Source organism: Streptomyces sp. NPDC017056 (assembly GCF_044332485.1).
Lineage (GTDB): Bacteria > Actinomycetota > Actinomycetes > Streptomycetales > Streptomycetaceae > Streptomyces.
On the sequence record NZ_JBIRPD010000005.1, the window covers coordinates 22,349 to 41,485 of the forward strand.

Consider the following 19,137-nt stretch of genomic DNA (forward strand, 5'->3'; position numbering starts at 1 on the left):
GCGCAAGGATCGGCGCAGCGCATCGACAACCCGCCCAGCGCGGCGAGGGCGGACGGGGTCGGGCCGGCGATGTAGAGGGCGGCAGAGGTTGGTTTGCTGGAATTCATGCCGTCCAGTCAAGAGGGGATGATGTTGCCGGCGCGTATGCGGTTTTCGATACGTCGACGATATGTGGCCGGCCAACATCCCGCGAGAGCATGAATGTGGCAGCCGGCAGCAGCGTCGCCGGCCCGCCCGAGCGCGGTCGGGGCTTCGTCCTTGACGGTCAAGACGAGCATCGTCCTGCGCGTGCAGCGGCCGTCAACATATCGTCCGCGTATCAAGAAGTGCATACGTGCCGGCAACACCACGCTCCCTTGACTGGCCCGCATGAGTTCCAGCGGAACCCCACGAGCGGCGATGTGCCGAACCCGAGCGCCGGCGCCTTCCTCACGGGCTGTATCGACAACAGGAATAACGGTCTATGGGTGCGAGCAGGATGAGGCCCTTCTCTTCCGGGAAATGGCCCCTCGCTTCGGCGTGGTGCCAACCATCACGAAGGAAGCGGTCTCTGAAGCCAATATCGGCCTGGCCGCCGGAAACCGATGCATCAGCGTCGGCCACAAGACGCACGTCACCCGCGCCACGCTCACCGCACTGAGCCGCGCCGGTGTGGAGTATCTCTCCACACGAAGCGTCGGATGCGACCACATCGACGTGAGCTACGCGGAGAGCGTCGGTATCTCCGTCGGCAACGTGACGTATTCTCCCGACAGCGTTGCCGACTACACGCTGATGCTGATGCTGATGGCGGTGCGCCACGCGAAGGCCACCCTCCGTCGCGCCGATGCCCATGACTACCGGCTGAGTGAGATACGCGGCAGAGAGCTGCGCGACCTGACGGTCGGAGTGATCGGCACGGGGCGTATCGGCACGGCAGTCATCGACCGGCTGCGCGGCTTCGGCTGCCGCGTACTGGCCTACGACAACCGCCCCGGAACCGCCGCCGATTACGCGCCGATCGACGAGCTGCTCCGGCACAGCGACATGGTCACGCTGCACACCCCGCTCACCGCAGAAACCCGCCATCTCCTCGATCGCCGGCGTATCGAGCAGCTGAAACGCGGCGCGTTCGTCGTCAACACCGGACGCGGGCCGCTCATCGACACCGAAGCCCTTCTTCCGGCGTTGGAGAGCGGCAAGTTGGGCGGCGCGGCGCTGGACGTTCTCGACGGCGAGGAAGGCATCTTCTACACCGACTGCCGAAACAAACCCATCGCGAACCGCTCGCTGTTGCGCCTGCAAGAGCTGCCGAATGTGTTCATCAGCCCGCACACGGCCTATTACACCGACCACGCGCTGCGCGACACCATCAGGAACAGCATCATCAACTGCCTCGACTTTGAAAGCGGAAAAACATGCACAGGTTGAAGATCGGCATCATCTTCGGGGGCTCTTCCGAAGAACACCCCGTATCCGTAAAGTCCGCCCAAGAGGTCGCAAAGAACCTCAACACCGATACATACGAACCGTACTGGATCGGCATTACGCAGTCCGGCGCCTGGAAGCTCTGTGCCTTCCCCGGCGCGGACTGGGAAAACGACGGCGCCCGCCCGGTCATGCTGTCGCCCGACCGAAGCGTCCACGGACTGCTCGTCCTGGCGCAGAAACGATTCGAAGTGATCCGCCTGGACCTCGTGCTGCCCGTTCTGCACGGCACACTCGGCGAAGACGGCGCGATCCAGGGCCTGCTGGAGCTCTCCGGCGTCCCCTATGCCGGCTGCGACATCCAGAGCTCCGCCATCTGCATGGACAAATCCCTGACCTACACCGTCGCCAAGAGCGCGGGAATCGCCACGCCGAAATTCCGGGTGGTCACGGGGAACGGGCAGGTCGACGCCGGCCGGCTTCCTTACCCCGTCTTCGTGAAGCCGGCCCGTTCGGGCTCGTCCTTCGGCGTCAGCAAAGTCGCCGGAGAAGAGGACCTGCCGAGTGCGCTGGACGCGGCACGACAGTACGACTCGAAGATCCTGATCGAAGAGGCCGTGGCCGGGAGCGAGGTCGGCTGCGCAATCCTGGGGGACCCCTCCTCCCCCATCGTGGGCGAGGTGGACCGCGTAGCCCTTTCACACGGATTCTTCAGGATCCATCAGGAGGACTCACCCGAGACCGGCTCGGAGAACTCGACGTTCATCGTTCCCGCCGACATCTCCGAAGCATCGCGTCGGCTCGTCCAAGAGAGCGCCAAGACCATCTACCGCGCCTTGGGGTGCCAGGGGCTTGCCCGCGTGGACATGTTCCTCACGGAGGACGGCCAAGTGGTACTCAACGAAGTCAACACCCTGCCCGGCCTGACCTCCTACAGCCGCTACCCCCGGATGATGGCCGCCGCAGGACTGCCGCTTCCCGACGTGATCGACCGGCTCGTGTCCATGGCACTGCACCGGAAAAAGCGATGAACGACGACTTCGTGTACCTGGACCAGCTGGTGCCCGGCATCCGTTGGGATGCCAAGTACGCCACCCGGGACAACTTCACCGGAGAGCCGGTAGACGGATACCTGGCCAACCGGATAGTCGGCACCAGAGCTTTGTGTGCAGCCCTTGGGCGGGCGCAAGAAGAAGCCGCGTCCCTCGGCTTCGGCTTGCTTGTTTGGGACGGCTACCGTCCGCAACGCGCCGTCGACTGCTTCCTGCACTGGTCGGAACAGCCGGAGGACGGTCGGACGAAACAGCGCCACTACCCCAATATCGACAGGCCCGAGCTTGTCGGCAAGGGGTACGTGGCCGCCAAGTCGGGCCACAGCCGCGGCAGCACCGTCGACTTGACGCTCTACAGCCTTGCCACCGGAGAAAACGCCCGCATGGGCGGCGGCCACGACCTCATGGACCCGATCTCACATCACGGAGCAAGCGGACTGACGCCCACCGAAGCCGGAAACCGCGAGCACCTTTGCTCCATCATGGAGAACTGCGGATTTGCCCGCTACGCCTGCGAGTGGTGGCACTACACGCTGAAAAGCGAGCCTTATGCAGATGTCTATTTCGACTTTCCCATCGCATGATGGAAGCCTTCCTTACGTCTCACAGTGGGGGAGCCTGGACCGGAACGACGAGGTCGTCATGCGGCGTGCCGCCCCATCGGGTCTCGACGTCTTCCTGAGGCGCACCGATCCATCGCAACTGCACGACTGGGCCTCCGACGGATACCACTCGCGCGAGGAGTACCTGTTCTGGTCCCGCAAAGTCTGCGGTTTGGCGTGCCTGCAGTCCCTGCTCCACGGCTGGACGGACGTCCGGCTGCCGATGCGTGAACTCCTTGCGCTGGCCCTCGACTGGGGCTGCTACGTGCTGGAACCCCGGGGCAAGGTCCAAGGACTGATCTACCGACCGTTCATGGCATGGGTCAGCTCTCAATTCGGATTCACCTGCCAACTGGTCGAGAACACACCGATTCAAGAATCCGCCCAGGCAGTGCGCCCCGGGCACGTCCTGATCGCTTCGGTCTCCCCTGAGATCCGCGACCCGAGAACCTACGAACCGCGACGGGGAGGGCACCTTGTGCTGGTTCATGCGGTCCATGGCCGGATGGTGCGGTTCCACAATCCGTCGGGCTACTCCCACAACGCAGACTCCGCATCGCTGCCCATGCGCATATTCGAGCGGTTCCACGCAAGACGGGGGATCCTGATCAGCGCGACATCATGCGGCCAGGCGAACCGCCACCCCGCGTCGGCCGGCGGGGATCGCTGCAGGGAGTCGGCATCGAGTCAGCTTCAGTGCGGCCGGAGACGGCCGGAGGTGATCGGTCCTGCCGACCCGCCCTGACCTGCCCCGAGCCCTAGCATGCGGGCGGAGCCTTCCCGAGATACGGGCGTCGCGGCCAGCCGGCCTCATTGCAGCGCATCAGCAGCAGGTTCGCACCAGCCACCGGTGAACGCTCCAGCACTGACCAGGAGACGAAGGTGGCCCGCTCCGCGTCGTGGGCTCGTCCAGCCATCACGGCGGTCCCGAGGTGGAGCTGTCCGATAACAACCTCCCCGTTCGTAGGACACCTCCGCTTGCTCCAGCGTGGCGAGCCTTATGGTGACGAGGCGTCTGCCGGTACGGAAGTTGCCTTCTTGCAGGTACGACAACGCGCGAAGGTACTGATACCCGAGCTTGGCAGCAACGTCGTAGAAACTCGCGAGCGTCAACCACCCCTCCCGGCTGCGGACCGCGTGGGCGGACCGCTATGTCCGGGTCCGGCCCCAGGTCGTACACATCAAGGGCGTCTCGGATGGGGCGAATCAGGACGTCAAGCTCGTCCTCGCGCAGAGATGCTGCGTAGGGCTGTCCGATGATTGTGGTGAGGCGGAGTAGTACTTCAACATGGGGCAGGGAACGTGGAGTTGGATCGTTCCGGACGGGCTGTGGGAGATCGCGAAGCCGTTGCTCCCGCCGCCGAGAGTGCGGCCGCAGGGCGGCGGGACCTCGGATGCACCTGATGAGACGCTGTTCGCCGCCATCGTTTATGTGCTTGTCACCGGATGCGCCTGGTGGCACCTGCCGGCCTGCTTCGGAATCTCGAAGTCGACTGCTCATCGGCGGTTCCTGATCTGGTCCAAAGCCGGCGTCCGGGGCCGGCTGCACGAGGCCGTGCCCCACCAACTCGATGACGCCGGCCTTATCGACGTCACCCGCGTGGTGCTCGACACCGCCCACGTCCGCGCTACAAGGGGGGGGCGAACACACAGGTCCGAGCCCTGTGGACCGGCGCAAGCCGGGTACCAAGATGCACCTCATGTCGGACGCGAACAAACTGCCCCTGGCCGTCGGGATCTGTGCGGCGAACATCCACGACAGCGACGGACTGAAGCCGACGGTGGCGGGACTCCACACGCAACACGACCCGCACCGCGGCCGCTACTTCAAGCCCCAACGCCTCCCTGCGGACAAGGCATACGACGTCCCCATCCTGCGGCGATGGCTCTGGGGCAAACACATCGGCGTCCGTGTCGCACGCAAGGGCATCGAATCCAGCGAACGACTCGGGCGGCGCAGGTGGGTGATCGAGCGGACCTTGTCATGGCTGACCGGCTACCGCCGCCTCACCCCCGCTACGAACGCCACCCCTCCAACTACCTGGCCTTCCTCGGACGGGCAGCCACCCTGTGCTGCTACAAGCAACTACTCCGCCTCACCACATAGGACAACGTCTAAGAGTGACGATTCGGCCGGGTCGGAGGTTAAGGAACAAGGCAAGAGCCTGTGTCTCAACCCTGTGACGGCCGTCGCCCCGGAGGGCGGTCTCTCAGTCGGCGCTTGGTCGGCTTCGTGTCGCGGAAGAGCGAAACCGCTGCTTGGCCTTGTTCGTTTGGGCATCTTCGTAGGGAGGGTTGATTCCGCCTGGTCCCTGCGGGAGTTGATGCCGCGAACGCACGATGCGGTCATGCCCGGCGGCGGAATGTCTGCTTGCTGTGATCTGTCGTGCTGCGCAAGCATGCCCTTCGCTGGACGGTGGCTGGGCGGGGGCCCGCTCGGCTGGGCCGCCGTCTCGGCAGGGCAGCTCCCGCTGGTTCGGAACGGCGGCCGTGGGGGCCGCCGCCGGCAGGCCGCAGGTGGTGCACCGCTGTCGATCTCGGATGCGGGACAGGGGCCGAGTATGGAGCCCGGATCACCGGATGACGAGTGGGACGAGGAGGACGACGGCCTTCCTTGACTGATCGACGGCGACCGGTGCGGGAAGGTGATGGAGCCGAACCTCTTCGACGGAGACGGCCCACTGCTGACAGTGGTGACCGACCCGACCGCGGTCAATCCGGAGGCGACCGCGCCTCCGCGCCAGCGGCACGGCGAGCCCGGCTGTGCATCACACTTCGGACAGGCGAGCTGCTCGATGTCGTCCGCGCCCGACCGGTCGGGCGGCGAGACCTGTTGCGGGCCCGTCATGGGCCTGCAACTTCGCACCAGGCGAGTCTGGGGAGGGGGGCCGTCCCGCTGTTGAGCGAGAGCGGGTTCTGCGGACGGATCCGGGACCGGCGGGGGCTGGCGGCCCAGGGGCCCGGCGGCCCGGAACCGGCGGGGACCGGTGCCGATCGTATTCGTGTGAAGGGCCGTTGTTGGTGAGAGGCGTGCCGGGCGTGCGGCGGCCAGACATCCACTGTCAGCCGCTCGGTGGGGGCGTTACTCTGCGAACAGGCACCCGTGTAGGGCCGAGTACGGCTGGGGGTGAGTGCCGGTGCATGAGGTGCTGAGGGCAACGTCCGGGAGCCGGTTGTTCGAGGTGACCACGGCTCCGTATGTGGTGCTCGACACGCAGTGGCACATCCGGGGCGTCAACGCGGCCTACCTGCGTGCCACCGAGCGGTCGCGCGACGAACTGATCGGCGCGTTCATGTTCGAGGCGTTCCCGGACGATCCCGGGGATGCCACCGCGACCGGTGTGCGCGATCTGTCCGCTTCCCTGGAGCGGGTGCTGCGCCGCGGCGCATCCGACGACATGGGCATCCAGCGCTACAACATCCCCGTCCCACGGACTTGCGGTGTCTTCCGCCGCAGGGTCTGGAGTCCGGTCAACTCGCCCCTGGCCGATGCCGACGGCCGTGTGGTGGGTGCCCTGCATCACGTTGAGGACGTGACCGCGGTGCATGAAGCGCTGCGCGACGCCTGCAACGGCGCGGCCGGGACGGGGATACGGCAGCCGGCCACGCTGGTACGCCGCGCGATGCTGGCTGTCACCCGGTACGAGCGCGCCGCCCGGGCGGTGGCCGCCGGGCAGGCGACCCCCGGGGATGTGGTGCGGGCCGGTACCGTGCCGTACGCGGACATCGCCCGGCGCGACGCGTTGTGGCACGCCGTGGTGCACGCTGCCCGCCGGGCTCCCTCCGGCGGCTGCGCCGCCGCGGTGTGCGCCGCCGCGGTGCGGGACCTGCCCGCCACCGACGCCGCCGCGATCACCTTGCACGGCGGCGGGCGGATGCCCGACCAGCTGGCCGTCAGTTCCTCGTGGGCCCGCCGCGTCGAGGAGGTGCAGTACGTCACCGGCGAGGGCCCGTCGTTGGCCGCGTTCGGCACCGGGGAGCGCGTGCTGGTGCCCGATCTCGACCGGCCCGACACCGCGTGGCCGCTGTTCGCCGAGGCCGCGGGCGGCCTGGGCGTCGGCGCCGCCTTCGCCTACCCCCTGCGCACCGCCACCGCCACCCTCGGCACTCTCACCCTGTACCGAAGGCGCCGGGGCACCCCCGGTCAAGGGCCGCCCGCGGAGGCGGAGACGTTCGCCCAGATCACCACGACGGTGCTGCTGGCCGACATGGACAGCGAGATCATCGAGAAGGTCAGGACCACCGCCGACCAGGACGACCTCAATGTCGCCGTCGGAATCGTCGCCGCGACCCGGGGCATCGGCACGGGCGAGGCCCTCCAGTGGCTGCGCGCCAGGGCGCGGGCGCAGCGGGTGTCCGTCGTCGATCTGGCCCGTTCCCTGCTCGCCCGGCCTTCGCAGCACCCGGACAGCCCTCCGTGACGGTGGTGCCAGTCGTCGTGCGCGGCCGGGCAGCACGGCAAGGCCGCCGCGGACACCCCATGGAAGGGAATCTGTTGTTTCGCGGTCCGCTGCGCGGGTAGGCGCACCATGTGCTGTGGGGCCGCTTTGCCTGCCGGTGGGACCGGCCGGCGCGGCGGCCTTGGCAGGCGTACCAGGAAGCGAGGCGAGCCGGAGCACTGCCTGTCTGCAGGCATGACCGGGCCTCCCGAAGAGACCGTCCCCCTTTCGCCACCGTTAAGCAGACCCGGACCCCGTTGGCACCGGGGCGGAAGCCAGCCGACCGGCAGGCGCCGTATGCCCACCACCGACCACGAAGCACGCATCGCCGACGCCGTCCTCGACCTCGTCCACCGCAGGGCGGACTTTGACCCGCTGGAACTGCTGCACGACCTGACCGGCCAGGCGGTCGCGCTTCTGCCGGTGCGCTGCGCCGGCATCACGGTCCTGGACCGGGACACTCACGAGCCCGTCCACGTCACCGCCTCCGACGAACTGTGCCTGGATCTGGAACAGGAGCAGTCCGCTCTCGGGGAGGGCCCCTGCATCGACAGCGCCCGCGCCCGGCGGCCGCTGCCAGTGGTCTCACTGACCGGCCCGCCCGGCACCGTCCGCTGGCCGCGCTTCGCACCCCACGCCCGCCAGGCGGGGATCACCGCGGTCGCCGCGGTGAGCCTGCGCCTGCCCCAGATGGCCCTGGGCGGCATGAACCTGATGATGACCCACCCGGCCGACGTCGGCGACCAGGACCTGCGGCTGGCCAGGACACTGGCCGACGCCACCGCCGTGGCCCTGGCCCACCGCCAGGACATGATCGACAAGGACACGGTCCTCGACCAGCTGCAGCGGGCCCTGGACAGCCGCCTGGTCATCGAACAGGCCAAGGGCGTGCTCTCCGCCCGTCTCCACCTGAGCATGGACGACGCCTTCCAGCGGCTGCGCGCCCACGCCCGCTCCCGGCAGCAGAAACTCACCGAGCTCTCAGCCCGGATCGCCCGGGGCGACACGCCCGCTGAGCTACTCGATCCCAGCCGGTGACCCGGTGCCCGCCACCGGGCACTTCACCACAGCCTCCCACCCGACCCGAGTCGGGGGGGGGAGGAGATGAGTGATGGCCGGCGATAGCTTCCCCCGTCTTCTGCAGCGCCTGCGCCAGGCCGCCCGCACCGGCGCCGACCTGTCCGCCGCCCAGGCCGCCGACGCCGCCCGCCTGCTGCACCTGGACGCCGTCACGCTGAGCCTGCTGCCCACCCGCGGGCCACCGGAACTGCTGTGGTCCGACCCCGCCAACGACCTCGGCCGCACCCTGGAGGACCTGCAGTACACCCTCGGCGAAGGCCCCACCCTGGACGCCGCCCGCACCGGCCAGACCGTCACCGCAACCGACCTGTCCGCCGCGCCCGCCGACCGCTGGCCCCTGTTCACCCCCGCCGCCTGCGACACCCCAGCCCGCGCCGTCATCGCCCACCCCCTGCTCCTGGGTGTCGCCACCGCCGGCGTCCTGACCGGCTACCGCACCACCCCCGGCCCCCTGCCCACCCGCCAGCGCCAGGACATCGCCCGCTTCGCCCGCATCGCCCTGGACCTGCTGCTGCACACCCCACCCCACGCCCTGGCCACCGGAGCCGGCGGCTCCGACCTGCACCGCGCCGAAGTCCACCAGGCCGCCGGCGTCCTCACCGTCCACCTGGACATCAGCATCGACGACGCCCTGCTGCGCCTGCGCGCCCACGCCTGGCACCACGACCAGGCCCTGCCCGACGTCGCCCGCGCCGTCATCACCGGCCGCCTGCGCCTCGCCCCCCACACCTGAGAGGTCGTTTTCGGTCCCCGAAAGGCTGGCTCAGGGAAGCGTCCGTGCCGTCACTGTCAGCGGTACGGGCGGGTGAGCAGCCTGCCGGAGGGCGATGCGCCGGGAGCGCAGAGTGCTACGAGTACGGGCCGTCACGCAGTCGGAGAGGCGAACGCGAGGGGAAACGCCGCGCGAGCGCGGACCGACACGGACACAAGCGGGGGCTCGGCCTCTGTTTCGAGTTCCGCGGGGCGAGTAGCGTGGAGGCGTACCGTAGGGCCGTCCGGACCGGGTGGAACCGGCCGGTGTGACGGCCTTGGACAGGCTGGCCAAGGATGCGAGGCGAGCAGCGAAGTCCCTGTCAGCGGGCATGACCTGGCTCCCTGCGGAGCCGCCCCATTTCCCGCCGCCCAACGCAGCCTTGACCTTGCCGCTGTCGGGGACGGAAGCCAGCCGATGGCAGGCGCCGTATGTCCACCACCGACCGAGAAATCCGTATCGCCCACGCCGTCCTCGAGCTCACCCACCGCCGTGCGGACTTCGACCCGCTGGAACTGCTGCACGATCTGACCGCCCAGGCGGTCGCCCTACTGCCGGTGCGGTGCGCCGGCATCACCGTCTTGGACCGTGAGGGCAACGACGCTGTCTACGTCACCGCCTCCGACGATCTGTGCCTGGCCCTGGAGGAGGACCAGGGCGAGCTGAACGAGGGGCCCTGCCTCGACAGCGCCCGTACCCAGCGGCCGTTGCCGGTGCTCTCGCTGACCGGTCCGCCGGGCAGCCTCCGCTGGCCGCGCTTCGCACCCCGCGCCCGCCGGGCCGGGATCATGGCGGTCGCCGCGGTGCCCCTGCGCCTGCCGCAGGTTCCCCTGGGCGCCCTCAACCTGCTGATGGCTGAGCCTCCCTATCCCAGCAGCAGGGACCTGCGCCTGGCCCAGGTGCTGGCCGACGCCACCAGCACGGCCCTGGCCTTCCGGCAGGAGATAGCCGAGATGGAACAGGTGCTCGGCCAGCTGCAGACCGCGCTGGACAGCCGCCTGGTCATCGAACAGGCCAAAGGCGCCCTGTCCGTGCGCCTCAACGTCAGCCTGGACGAGGCGTTCCAGCGCCTGCGCGCCCACGCCCGCTCCCATCAGCGCCAACTCACCGAACTATCGGCCCAGGTCGCCCGGGGCCAAGTGCCCGCCGAGCTACTCGACCCCACCCCGTGAGGCCGCGCCCGTCCCCACGGGCCGCACGGCAGTCTCCCGAGACCGGCCCCGGGGGTGACCAGTGATGAGCAACGGCGAGCTCACCGACCTCTTGGACGGCCTGCGTCAGGCCGCCCGCACCGGCAGCGACCTGAGCGCCGCCCCCGCGGCCGACGCCGCCCGCCTGCTGCGTCTGGACGCCCTGACCCTGGCCCTGCGCTCCAGGCGCGGCGCACTCGAACTGCTGTGGGCCGACCCCGCCGACCCGCTCGGCCCGGTGCTGGACGATCTGCAATACACCCTCGGCGAAGGCCCCACCCTGGACGCCGCCACAACCGGAGGCACCGTCACCGAAACCGACCTGAGCGCCGCCCCCGCCGGCCGCTGGCCGCTGTTCACCCCCGCCGCCTGCGACCTGACGGCCCGCGCCGTCATCGCCGAACCCCTGCGCCTGGGCGTCGCCACCGCCGGCATCCTGACCGGCTACCGCACCACCCCCGGCCCCTTCCCGACCGGTCAGCGCCAGGACTTCACCCGCTTCGCCCGCATCGCCCTGGACCTGCTGCTGCACACCCCACCCCTGAGCCTGACGACCGGAAGCGACGGCCCCGACCTGCACCGGGCCCCGGTCCACCAGGCCGCCGGCATCCTCAGCGTCCACCTCGACGTCAGCATCGACGAAGCACTGCTGCGCCTGCGCGCCCACGCCTGGCGTTATGACCTGCCCCTGCTCCACGTCGCCCGAGCCCTCATCACCGGCCGCCTCCACCTCGACCCCGACCCCTGACAGCGCGCCGTGGCCGACGGGATTCGCCCGGACCGGTGTCACCACCGGCCCGGAATCACTCCCCTTCGGCCCGCCGCACAAGCCGGGAGACTCAGGTCCACTCCGACGCGGGAGCGACCGAAAGTGCGGAACGTTTGGGCACGACCCTGACCCGACCGGCGCCCCAGGGTGGCGGAGGGCACCTGCTCCTGTTCCAGCCCGCGGGCGTACGAAGTTGCCGGCAGTACGGCTTTGGGGAGGACGCGGACCATGGGAGACGCGAGTACGTCCGGGACCGGCCCGTGGTTCGCGGGCCTTGAGCAGGGCACCATCGCCACGGTGACGGGCACCGGGCAGGTCGGATACGCCTGGGACGACTGGTCCGCCGCACAGTCGCTGATCGATGGTCCGCAGCACCTGGCGGTGGACAAGGGCGGGAACCTGTATTTCGCCGACCGGCCCCGGCACCGGGTCTACAAGGTGAGCCCCCAGGGTTTGATCACCACGGTCGCCGGCACCGGCACTGCGGGGTCCACGCCCGACGGCGGACCAGCCGCCGCTGCCCAGCTCAACTTTCCCACGGGCGTGGCGGCCGACGCCGACGGCAACCTTTACATCGGCGAGTGGATGGGCGCCCGCGTCCGCAAGGTGGACGCCAAAAAAAGCGCCCTACCCCCGATGCGGTAGACGAAGTCCGAGAAACTCGTGCGCGGTCGGCAGTCGCCTTCATCGGTTCGCGACGGGACGTGGCTCTCTCTCGTGAGCCGCTTTCGCCCTACGCCCCCGGCCCCAGAGGGACCCCGTCGCAGTCAACACGCAGCGTGACCACTTAGGGCCTGACGCCCCATCAGGAAAGTCGGCATTGAGACAGCATCAGTACGACCAGAGGTGGCCAGAGGAGATCGAACTTGCACACCCGCCCCGACCCTCCGCACCTCCTGTGACCTGCAAAGAAGCAGGTCACGGGGGTGTGGCCGACACCACGCCCGCCCGGGTCGGACGATCCCCCGCGTCGCCCGACCCGGGCAGCTTGGCCGGAGTCTGCGCCGTGGTGGTGCGGACATCCGGAGACCTGCTGAGTATATTGGCTCCCAGCCAGTCAACGCAGGAGTTAACAGCATGTCCCCCCGCAGCCCCTCGGTCAATGAAGAGTTGCGGCGGCGTTCCCGGGAGCGCTTGTTGCAGGCGACCGTCGAGCTGGTGGACGAGCGCGGGTACGAGGCGACGACGCTTGGGGACATCGCCTGCCGCGCCGGTTCGGCGCGCGGGCTGATCTCGTACTACTTTCCGGGCAAGCGGCAGCTGCTGCAGTCCGCCGTGCATCGGCTGATGCACCACTCGTTGCAGGCTGCGCTCGAACGCGAGCCCGTGCCGGCCGGTGAGGACGCGGGCCGGGAGCGGCTGGCGCGGGCCATCGACGCGATTCTGGGGCTGGCGCAGGAACGTCCGCTGCTGATGCGTACGCATATGGCCGGGATCCTGACGGCGGAAGGTTTCATCCAGTGTCCCGAGCAGCAGCGGCTGGCGTTTTTGCTGCGTGACACGGTGGAGAGGTACGGCACCGAGGACGCGGACACGGATTACCGGCTGTTGCGGGCGTTGCTGATGGGGTCGGTGGTGGCGGTGTTGCTACCCGGCGCGCCGATGCCGGCCGCGCGGCTGCGGGCGGAGCTGTTCCAGCGGTACGGGCTGGACTGGGAGCTGGGCGTCCCGCCGAGTGAGGGGCCGGAACCCCCGCTGGAAGGTCCGCCTCCGTTGCGGGAAGGGCCGTCTCCGTTGCCGGAGGGTCCGCCTCCGTTGCGGGAAGGGCCGTCTCCGTTGCGGCAAGTGCCGCACTCGTTGCAGGACGAGGAACCTTCCTCGTTGCAGGAGGAGCCTCCCGGGGCGTCCTCGTTGGGGGACGGGGCCGTGTTGCCAGGGTGATTGGCCTGGGGCCGAGGGCGAAAACAATCACTCTGGCGAGTGAAGGCCGTGCGGTTTGCAAGGTTCACTCCTGGGGGCAACTCCGGTAGCACACCTCCCGTTTCCCCTACACCAGTGCGACTCTGGTAGTACTCCGCGGGAAGGGGCCTCTCGTGCTTCGTGTCGCAGTGATCGGTTCGGGACCGAGTGGTGTCTACACCGCTCAGGCGCTGGTCGGGCAGGAGGCGGTGCCGGACGTGGAGGTGTACGTCCTGGACCGGCTGCCGTGCCCGTACGGACTGGTCCGCTACGGTGTCGCGCCCGACCACGAGAAGATCAAGTCGCTGCAGCACAATCTCCGTTCGGTGCTGGAGCATCCGCGTGTGCACTTCCTGGGCAATGTCGACGTGGGGGCCGACGGGCTGGGGCCGCGGGAGCTGCGGCGTGTCTTCCATGCCGTCGTGTACTGCGTGGGGGCCGCCAAGGACCGTCGTCTGGGCATCCCGGGCGAGGACCTGCCCGGCAGCCACTCCGCCACCGACTTCGTCTCCTGGTACAGCGCGCACCCGGACGCGGCGGGCCGCTGCTTCCGGCCGGACGCGCGGTCGGCAGTGGTGATCGGGGTGGGCAACGTCGCCCTGGACGTGGCGCGCGTCCTCGCCCGGCGGGCCGACGAGCTGGCCGGTACGGACGTGCCGCAAGGGGCGCTCGGCGCACTGGCGGAAAGCCGCGTCGAGGACGTGTGGATGGTGGGGCGGCGGGGGCCGTCGCAGGCGAAGTTCACCACCAAGGAACTGCGCGAACTGGGCGCGCTGCCCGGCGCCGACGTGGCCGTACGGCCCGAGGAGCTGGCGCTGGACCCCGCGTACGGCGATCCGGCCGGGCTGCCCGCGGTGAACCGGCGCAACGTGGAGGTGCTGCGCGGCTGGGCCGAGCGCGGCGCGGCGGCAGGGGCCGCCGGCGGCCGTGAGCGGCCGCGCCGGATACACCTGCGGTTCTTCCTGCGGCCTGTCGAACTGGTCGGGGACGCGGGGTCGGGAGTGCGCGCGGTGCGGTTCGAGCGGACGGTGCCGGACGGGCTGGGCGGCGTCACGGGCAGCGGGCAGTACGAGGAGATCCCGGCGCAGCTCGTTTTGCGGTCGGTCGGGTACAAGGGGACGCCGCAGCCCGGTCTGCCGTTCGACGCGGCGACCGGGACGGTGCCGCACGCCGAGGGGCGGGTGCTGCGGGACGGCGTGCCGTCCCCCGGCGAGTACGTGGCGGGGTGGATCAAGCGGGGGCCGACCGGTGTGATCGGTACGAACCGGCCGTGCGCCAAGCAGACCGCGGCCGCCCTGCTGGCGGACGCGGGCGAGCTGGCGCGCGGGCCCGTGCCGGACGATCCGCTGGTCGCGCTGCGGCGGGCGGGTCAGCGGCCCGTTTCCTGGCCGGGCTGGCTGGGCATCGAGGCGGCGGAGGCGGCGCTCGGCCGGGAGCTGGGGCGGACGGCCGCCGTGAAGATCGCGGACTGGTCCGGGCTGCTGGTGGCGGCCGCGCGCGGGCAGCGCTGACCGGGAGCCGAGTGCCAGAGCCGGGCCGAGTGCCGGGGTCGGGCCAAGTGCCAGAGCCGGTGCCGGGCAGTGCCGGGGCCGGGCGTCGGGAGCAGGCGCCGGTGCCGGGCGTCGGTCAGGTCTCGCCGCGCTCTTCCTGGAGCTGCGCCGCTTCCAGGACCCGTTCGAGCAGGCCGGGGAAGAGTTCGTCGAGGTCCGCGCGGCGCAGCACGTTCATCTTGGCCGTACCGCGGTAGATCTGGCTGATGACGCCGTGTTCGCGCAGCACCCGGTAGTGGTGGGTGCAGGTCGACTTGCTGACGGGCAGGTGGACGTCCGCGCAGGACAGTTCACCCTGGGCCGCGGCGAGACAGCGCACGATGCGCATCCGCATCGGGTCGGCCAGCGCGTGCAGGACGTCTTCGAGGCGGATCGCCGCGCGGTCCGGGTGGTCCAGGACCCGGGCGCCGGGCCGGTCGGTCGCTGTCGTCGTGGTGGGCGGCATGGCAGCTCCTGGAAGTCGGCGCCGGACGGTCGGTTCCCAGCCTGGGAACTCCATTGTACGAGGGACGTCGTAATTTGACATCTCCGTTCCGTATCCGACGTCCCCGTTCCGCGGCACGGAAGGGAGCGGTCCGGCGGCCAGTAGGCCCGTCAGTCCGTCGACCGGGCGTCGCCCGCAGGCCGCCCTGCCTTCGGCTTCCGCTCGGGCTGCTGACATGCCCTCACCTCGTCGGGGCACTCGTGGCGAAGGAGTGAACTGGTGGACGCCTACGGGCCACGGGGGCCGGATGGGGAACGCGTGAGGTACGAGTGAGGGACGACTGACCACGATCGCCGCGGCCGCGACGCCGTCGCCGGCTCCCGTCGGAGGCTCGATGAAGATCAGGACCGGCTCATGACCGGCGCATGGTGGCCCCTGCCGCGCCGGGAGCGGAGGCTGCCGGGCCGCCCCCGGTGCCTGCCGGGCCCGGACCGCGCGGCCACCGCTCCGGGACATACGCCGGGACTGCCGCTCCGTACGGGCCGGGCCCTCCTCGCGCAGTGGCACCGGGTCGCCGGTCCGACCTGGGCCGCGCTGTGCCGCCGCCGTTCGGCCGCGGTACCGCTGACGGTGGTGTCCACGGTCCTGGTCGTCGTCTGCCACGCCCTGGCCACGACGGACGCCGGTTCGCGCCTGGTGTGGGCGCTCGGCGGCGTGCGGGCCGACGTACCGCTGTGGCTGGTGTTGCTGCGCCTGCCGCTGTCGCTGTTCGCCCCGGCGCCGGGGCTTCCGTGGTGGGGTGCGCTCGCCCAGGTGGTGGTGATCTTCGGGGTGGCCGAGTGCGTCCTCGGGACGGTGCGCACGGCGGCCGTATCCCTGGTGGTCACGGCCGCGGCGACGCTGTTCGCCCGGTTCGTCCTCACCCTCGCGCCGCACCATCCGCTGGCGGTCTCCCCCACCGAATCGCTGCTGGCCGACACCGGTCCGTCCGCCGCCGTGGTGGGGCTGCTCATCTGTCTCGGCTGGACCTGCCGCGCGCCCGTACTGCTCGTGGGTACGGTGCTGGCCTTCTCCCTGGAGAGCGTCGTGACCTCGACGCTCTCCAGCCGTGCCCACCTGGGCGGCATCGCCGCCGCGCTCCTGTTCGCCGCGGTGGCGTGCCGTTCCCCCGCCCGCGCCGCCGCCCCGTCCCCGGCGCCGGCCTCCGTGGGACGCGACGGCTGAGTCCGGCGGGGCGGGCCCGGCGCTCCCGGTGGGACGAACGACTAGACTCGAACGCGTGAGCGAATTGCCTCCGGATCTGACGCGCCTCCGCACCCTGGAGACGTGGCTGCGCCTGCAGCTCGCGAACGTTCGCGCCCGTATCCAGCACCTCGAACAGCAGGAGCGCGACCGGCCCGCCCCGGTCCGGCCGCCCCGGCCCGACTGGCTGCTGGAGACCGAACGTCTCGGCGGCCGCGACGGGCGCGCCGTCCGCGTGCACGTCGGCGGGTGCGGACAGGCTGCCCGCGGCCGGGCCATCAGCCGTGAGCAGGCGGTCGACGCCCTCGGCCGGGGGGTGGAGGCGTGCTACGGCTGCCGTCCGGACACCGAGCTGGGGATTCTCGGCTGAGCGGTGCGGGCCCGCCACGGCCCGGTCGCGCTCGTAGCGGTGCGTCCGCTACGGCCGCGGGCGCGCGCGCAGGGTCGCGATCAGCGGCACGGCCGGCTGGACCAGGAGGCCGGCCTTGTGGGGCGCTTCCTCCGGTGTGACGTCCAGATGGAAACGCTGCGCCAGGGTGGCCAGCAGGAGGACCGCCTCCACCTGGGCGAACCGGGCGCCGAGGCAGCCGCGCGGGCCGCCGCCGAACGGGAACCAGGCGTGGTCGGGGATCACGTCCGGGGCATCGGCGCCCCAGCGTTCGGGGCGGAAGGCCGTGGGGTCGGGGAACCAGCGGGGGTCCCGGTGGGTCGTCCACGGGCTGCACCACACCGTCGTACCGGCCGCGACGGCGCTCCCGCCCAGGGTGGCGCCCTCCTCGGCCACGGCGGGGATCACCCAGGCCGGCGGGTACACCCGCAGGGCCTCCTTGACGATCTGCCGGGCCCAGGGCAGCCGTTCGTAGTCGTCCGCGGTGGGCGGCCGGCCGTCCAGGACCCGGTCCAGTTCGTCGTCCAGTCCGGCCCGCGCTTCCGGTGACCGCGAGAGCAGGTACCAGGTCCACGTCAGCGCGGTGGAGGTCGTCTCGTGGCCGGCCGCCCAGAGCGTCACCGCTTCGTCGCGTACCTCTTTGGCGGTGAGGGGGCGCCCCTCCTCGTCCCTGGCTTCGAGGAGGCGGGTCAGCAGGTCGTCGTCCGGTACGTGCGTACCGCCGCCGGTACCCTCCGGCCTCTTCTGCCGGGCGCTGATCAGCCGGTGCATCTCCGCGTCGATGATCGCGACGGCGTCGAGCAGGCGCCGCCTGGACGGCGTGCGCACCCAGTCGGGCAGGAAGAGGGCGACGCCGCGCAGTTCGGCGGCGATCTCCCGTTCGGCGACCGCCATCGCGCCGGCGAGCGCGCGGGCCCGGTCGCCGAGGTCGTTGCCGAACAGCGCGCGGAGGACGATGCGCTGGGTGATCGTCGCCATCTCGCCGTGGACGTCGATCCGCTCGCCGTCGCGCCAGCGGGCGGCCGCCGCGAGCGCACTGTCGATCATGGTGCGGGCGTGGGCGCGCACCTGGCGCGGGCGGACGGCCGGCTGGACCAGGCCGCGCTTGCGGCGCCAGTCGGCGCCCTTGCTGAGCATGACGCTCCCGCCGACGATCTGCTTGAACGACCAGCCGATCTCCAGGAGGCCGAACGTCCGGTCCCGGGCGCCGAGCAGTTCGGCGATGTGCTGCGGGTGGGAGAGGAACAGGGCACGCCGCGGGCCCAGGAACCACGTCACGGCGTCCCCGTACTCGTCCCGCATGCGGGTCAGGAAGGCCAGCGGGTCCCTGCCGAAGGCGGGCAGGTTTCCGAGCCACGGCAGACCTCGCGGGCCGGGCACGGGGCGGAGCGGAACGGTCGGCGCCTGCATGGTTCCTCCAGGTGTCGGGACGTCCGGTACCGGGCGCCCGGTCTATTGACGAAGGTCCCAGATGGCGGCCTGCTGCTGCTTCGCTCCCTCGATACGGTCCGCAGGGAGGAAGTTGCGGAAGAGGCCGGAGTCCTCCTCGGCGACCCGCACGAACAGCTCGACGATCTCCTCGGGGTCCTTCTGGCTCTCCCCGGTCATCCGGCCGTAGTCGTCGGCCAGCGTGACCTCGACGCCGAGGTCCGTGGTGAAGTGCCGCGCGGCGGCGGACTTCTCCGGGTCGAACCAGACCCGCAGCGAATCACCCATCCGGTCGTTGAACCCGGTCTGGTACGGGCCCGGGTTGATGGTGCAGACGCTGACGCCCAGCGGCTTGAGTTCGTCGTGCATGGCCTGGGCGATCGACTCGATGGCGTACTTGGACGCGCAGTACGGGCCCAGGTACGGGTTGGTCGTCAGGCCCGCGATGGACGACAGCCAGACGATGCGGCCGCTGCCGCGCCGCACCATCTGCCGGGCGAAGCCCTGGGCCAGCGCGAGGTTGCCGAAGACGTTGACCTCGAAGACCTGCCGGAACAGTGCCATCGGGATGTCGGCCAGCGGGCCCATCTCGCCGATGGCGGCGTTGTTGAACAGCACGTCCACGTCCCAGGCGTGGGCCTGGTCGCGGTGGAGCGCGTTGGTGACGTCCAGGTTCTCCACCTGAAGGCGGACACCGCGCCGGTCCGCCTCGGCGATCAGCCCGGTCATCTGGGGCCGGTTCTCGGCGGCCGCGATGACGTGGTGCCCGCGCCCGGCGAGCCGCAGGGCGGCGTCGCGGCCGAAGCCGGACCCCGCTCCGGTGATGAGGATGCGCTTGCTGCCGGCCATGACAGGGACCCTTCCGTGGGCGTGGTGCTGTGTGGTGACGCGTTCCGGGCGGGAAACTCACCCGTTC

At 70.5% G+C, this 19,137-nt stretch carries 17 protein-coding genes and 1 pseudogene; 15 read left to right on the top strand and 3 right to left on the bottom strand.

Features of this window, described 5'->3' with window-relative positions; translation table 11 throughout:
• Positions 1–399 precede the first annotated feature (399 nt).
• The 13 genes and pseudogenes from vanH to ACH4OW_RS10910 all read left to right on the top strand — a co-directional run bounded on the left by vanH (position 400) and on the right by ACH4OW_RS10910 (position 14,700).
• Positions 400–1,410 (top strand): D-lactate dehydrogenase VanH, encoded by a 1,011-nt coding sequence (vanH, locus tag ACH4OW_RS10850; RefSeq protein ID WP_398027206.1) that lies wholly within the window; start codon positions 400–402, stop codon positions 1,408–1,410.
• Complete coding sequence (gene vanA, locus ACH4OW_RS10855; protein WP_398026703.1) at positions 1,398–2,438, top strand: D-alanine--(R)-lactate ligase; 1,041 nt, start codon at positions 1,398–1,400, stop codon at positions 2,436–2,438. The genes vanH and vanA overlap by 13 nt, the downstream gene beginning before the upstream one ends.
• Positions 2,435–3,043, top strand: a complete 609-nt coding sequence (gene vanX, locus ACH4OW_RS10860; RefSeq protein WP_398026705.1) for a D-Ala-D-Ala dipeptidase VanX — start codon at positions 2,435–2,437, stop codon at positions 3,041–3,043. Before vanA ends, vanX begins: the two co-directional genes overlap by 4 nt.
• Complete coding sequence (locus ACH4OW_RS10865; protein WP_398026706.1) at positions 3,015–3,806, top strand: hypothetical protein; 792 nt, start codon at positions 3,015–3,017, stop codon at positions 3,804–3,806. The genes vanX and ACH4OW_RS10865 overlap by 29 nt, the downstream gene beginning before the upstream one ends.
• 543 nt (positions 3,807–4,349) lie before the next feature.
• A pseudogene (locus ACH4OW_RS10870) lies at positions 4,350–5,168 on the top strand (IS5 family transposase).
• Positions 5,169–6,243: 1,075 nt separating this feature from the next.
• Positions 6,244–7,482 carry a PAS domain-containing protein gene (locus ACH4OW_RS10875; RefSeq protein ID WP_398026708.1) on the top strand — a complete coding sequence of 413 codons (1,239 nt, stop codon included), beginning with the start codon at positions 6,244–6,246 and terminating at the stop codon, positions 7,480–7,482.
• Positions 7,483–7,797: 315 nt separating this feature from the next.
• Positions 7,798–8,538 (top strand): ANTAR domain-containing protein, encoded by a 741-nt coding sequence (locus ACH4OW_RS10880; protein ID WP_398026710.1) that lies wholly within the window; start codon positions 7,798–7,800, stop codon positions 8,536–8,538.
• Between the two features lie 73 nt (positions 8,539–8,611).
• Positions 8,612–9,313, top strand: coding sequence for an ANTAR domain-containing protein (locus ACH4OW_RS10885; RefSeq protein WP_360132523.1), 702 nt, complete (start codon positions 8,612–8,614; stop codon positions 9,311–9,313).
• A 449-nt stretch (positions 9,314–9,762) separates the two neighbouring features.
• On the top strand, positions 9,763–10,503 hold the full coding sequence (locus tag ACH4OW_RS10890) for an ANTAR domain-containing protein (protein WP_398026712.1): 741 nt from the start codon (positions 9,763–9,765) through the stop codon (positions 10,501–10,503).
• Positions 10,504–10,567: 64 nt separating this feature from the next.
• A complete protein-coding gene (locus ACH4OW_RS10895) occupies positions 10,568–11,269 on the top strand; it encodes an ANTAR domain-containing protein (RefSeq protein ID WP_398026714.1) in 702 nt (233 codons plus the stop codon).
• A gap of 249 nt (positions 11,270–11,518) precedes the next feature.
• Positions 11,519–11,935, top strand: coding sequence for a hypothetical protein (locus ACH4OW_RS10900; RefSeq protein WP_398026716.1), 417 nt, complete (start codon positions 11,519–11,521; stop codon positions 11,933–11,935).
• Between the two features lie 432 nt (positions 11,936–12,367).
• Positions 12,368–13,171 carry a TetR/AcrR family transcriptional regulator gene (locus tag ACH4OW_RS10905; protein WP_398026718.1) on the top strand — a complete coding sequence of 268 codons (804 nt, stop codon included), beginning with the start codon at positions 12,368–12,370 and terminating at the stop codon, positions 13,169–13,171.
• Positions 13,172–13,323: 152 nt separating this feature from the next.
• Positions 13,324–14,700 (top strand): FAD-dependent oxidoreductase, encoded by a 1,377-nt coding sequence (locus tag ACH4OW_RS10910; protein ID WP_398026720.1) that lies wholly within the window; start codon positions 13,324–13,326, stop codon positions 14,698–14,700.
• 115 nt (positions 14,701–14,815) lie between these two features.
• Here ACH4OW_RS10910 and ACH4OW_RS10915 read toward each other — a convergent pair whose 3' ends face one another.
• Positions 14,816–15,184, bottom strand: a complete 369-nt coding sequence (locus tag ACH4OW_RS10915; protein WP_360132513.1) for a helix-turn-helix domain-containing protein — start codon at positions 15,182–15,184, stop codon at positions 14,816–14,818.
• 393 nt (positions 15,185–15,577) lie between these two features.
• Here ACH4OW_RS10915 and ACH4OW_RS10920 point away from each other — a divergent pair, with 393 nt between their 5' ends.
• Both ACH4OW_RS10920 and ACH4OW_RS10925 read left to right on the top strand, forming a co-directional pair.
• Complete coding sequence (locus ACH4OW_RS10920; RefSeq protein WP_398026723.1) at positions 15,578–16,387, top strand: hypothetical protein; 810 nt, start codon at positions 15,578–15,580, stop codon at positions 16,385–16,387.
• A gap of 55 nt (positions 16,388–16,442) precedes the next feature.
• Positions 16,443–16,775: a DUF6233 domain-containing protein gene (locus tag ACH4OW_RS10925; protein WP_360132508.1), complete on the top strand. Its 333-nt coding sequence runs from the start codon at positions 16,443–16,445 to the stop codon at positions 16,773–16,775.
• A 48-nt stretch (positions 16,776–16,823) separates the two neighbouring features.
• Here ACH4OW_RS10925 and ACH4OW_RS10930 read toward each other — a convergent pair whose 3' ends face one another.
• Complete coding sequence (locus ACH4OW_RS10930) at positions 16,824–18,203, bottom strand: cytochrome P450 (RefSeq protein WP_398026725.1); 1,380 nt, start codon at positions 18,201–18,203, stop codon at positions 16,824–16,826.
• 42 nt (positions 18,204–18,245) lie between these two features.
• Positions 18,246–19,070 carry an SDR family oxidoreductase gene (locus tag ACH4OW_RS10935; protein WP_398026727.1) on the bottom strand — a complete coding sequence of 275 codons (825 nt, stop codon included), beginning with the start codon at positions 19,068–19,070 and terminating at the stop codon, positions 18,246–18,248.
• Between the last annotated feature and the right edge of the window lie 67 nt (positions 19,071–19,137).

Bases quoted from the DNA above. Each gene is read 5' to 3' on its own strand.
- vanH (WP_398027206.1), top strand. From the start codon at position 400: ATGTGCCGAACCCGAGCGCCGGCGCCTTCCTCACGGGCTGTATCGACA.
- vanA (WP_398026703.1), top strand. From the start codon at position 1,398: ATGCACAGGTTGAAGATCGGCATCATCTTCGGGGGCTCTTCCGAAGAA.
- vanX (WP_398026705.1), top strand. From the start codon at position 2,435: ATGAACGACGACTTCGTGTACCTGGACCAGCTGGTGCCCGGCATCCGT.
- ACH4OW_RS10865 (WP_398026706.1), top strand. From the start codon at position 3,015: ATGTCTATTTCGACTTTCCCATCGCATGATGGAAGCCTTCCTTACGTC.
- ACH4OW_RS10880 (WP_398026710.1), top strand. From the start codon at position 7,798: ATGCCCACCACCGACCACGAAGCACGCATCGCCGACGCCGTCCTCGAC.
- ACH4OW_RS10885 (WP_360132523.1), top strand. From the start codon at position 8,612: ATGGCCGGCGATAGCTTCCCCCGTCTTCTGCAGCGCCTGCGCCAGGCC.
- ACH4OW_RS10890 (WP_398026712.1), top strand. From the start codon at position 9,763: ATGTCCACCACCGACCGAGAAATCCGTATCGCCCACGCCGTCCTCGAG.
- ACH4OW_RS10895 (WP_398026714.1), top strand. From the start codon at position 10,568: ATGAGCAACGGCGAGCTCACCGACCTCTTGGACGGCCTGCGTCAGGCC.
- ACH4OW_RS10900 (WP_398026716.1), top strand. From the start codon at position 11,519: ATGGGAGACGCGAGTACGTCCGGGACCGGCCCGTGGTTCGCGGGCCTT.
- ACH4OW_RS10905 (WP_398026718.1), top strand. From the start codon at position 12,368: ATGTCCCCCCGCAGCCCCTCGGTCAATGAAGAGTTGCGGCGGCGTTCC.
- ACH4OW_RS10915 (WP_360132513.1), bottom strand. From the start codon at position 15,184: ATGCCGCCCACCACGACGACAGCGACCGACCGGCCCGGCGCCCGGGTC.
- ACH4OW_RS10920 (WP_398026723.1), top strand. From the start codon at position 15,578: ATGACCGGCGCATGGTGGCCCCTGCCGCGCCGGGAGCGGAGGCTGCCG.
- ACH4OW_RS10930 (WP_398026725.1), bottom strand. From the start codon at position 18,203: ATGCAGGCGCCGACCGTTCCGCTCCGCCCCGTGCCCGGCCCGCGAGGT.
- ACH4OW_RS10935 (WP_398026727.1), bottom strand. From the start codon at position 19,070: ATGGCCGGCAGCAAGCGCATCCTCATCACCGGAGCGGGGTCCGGCTTC.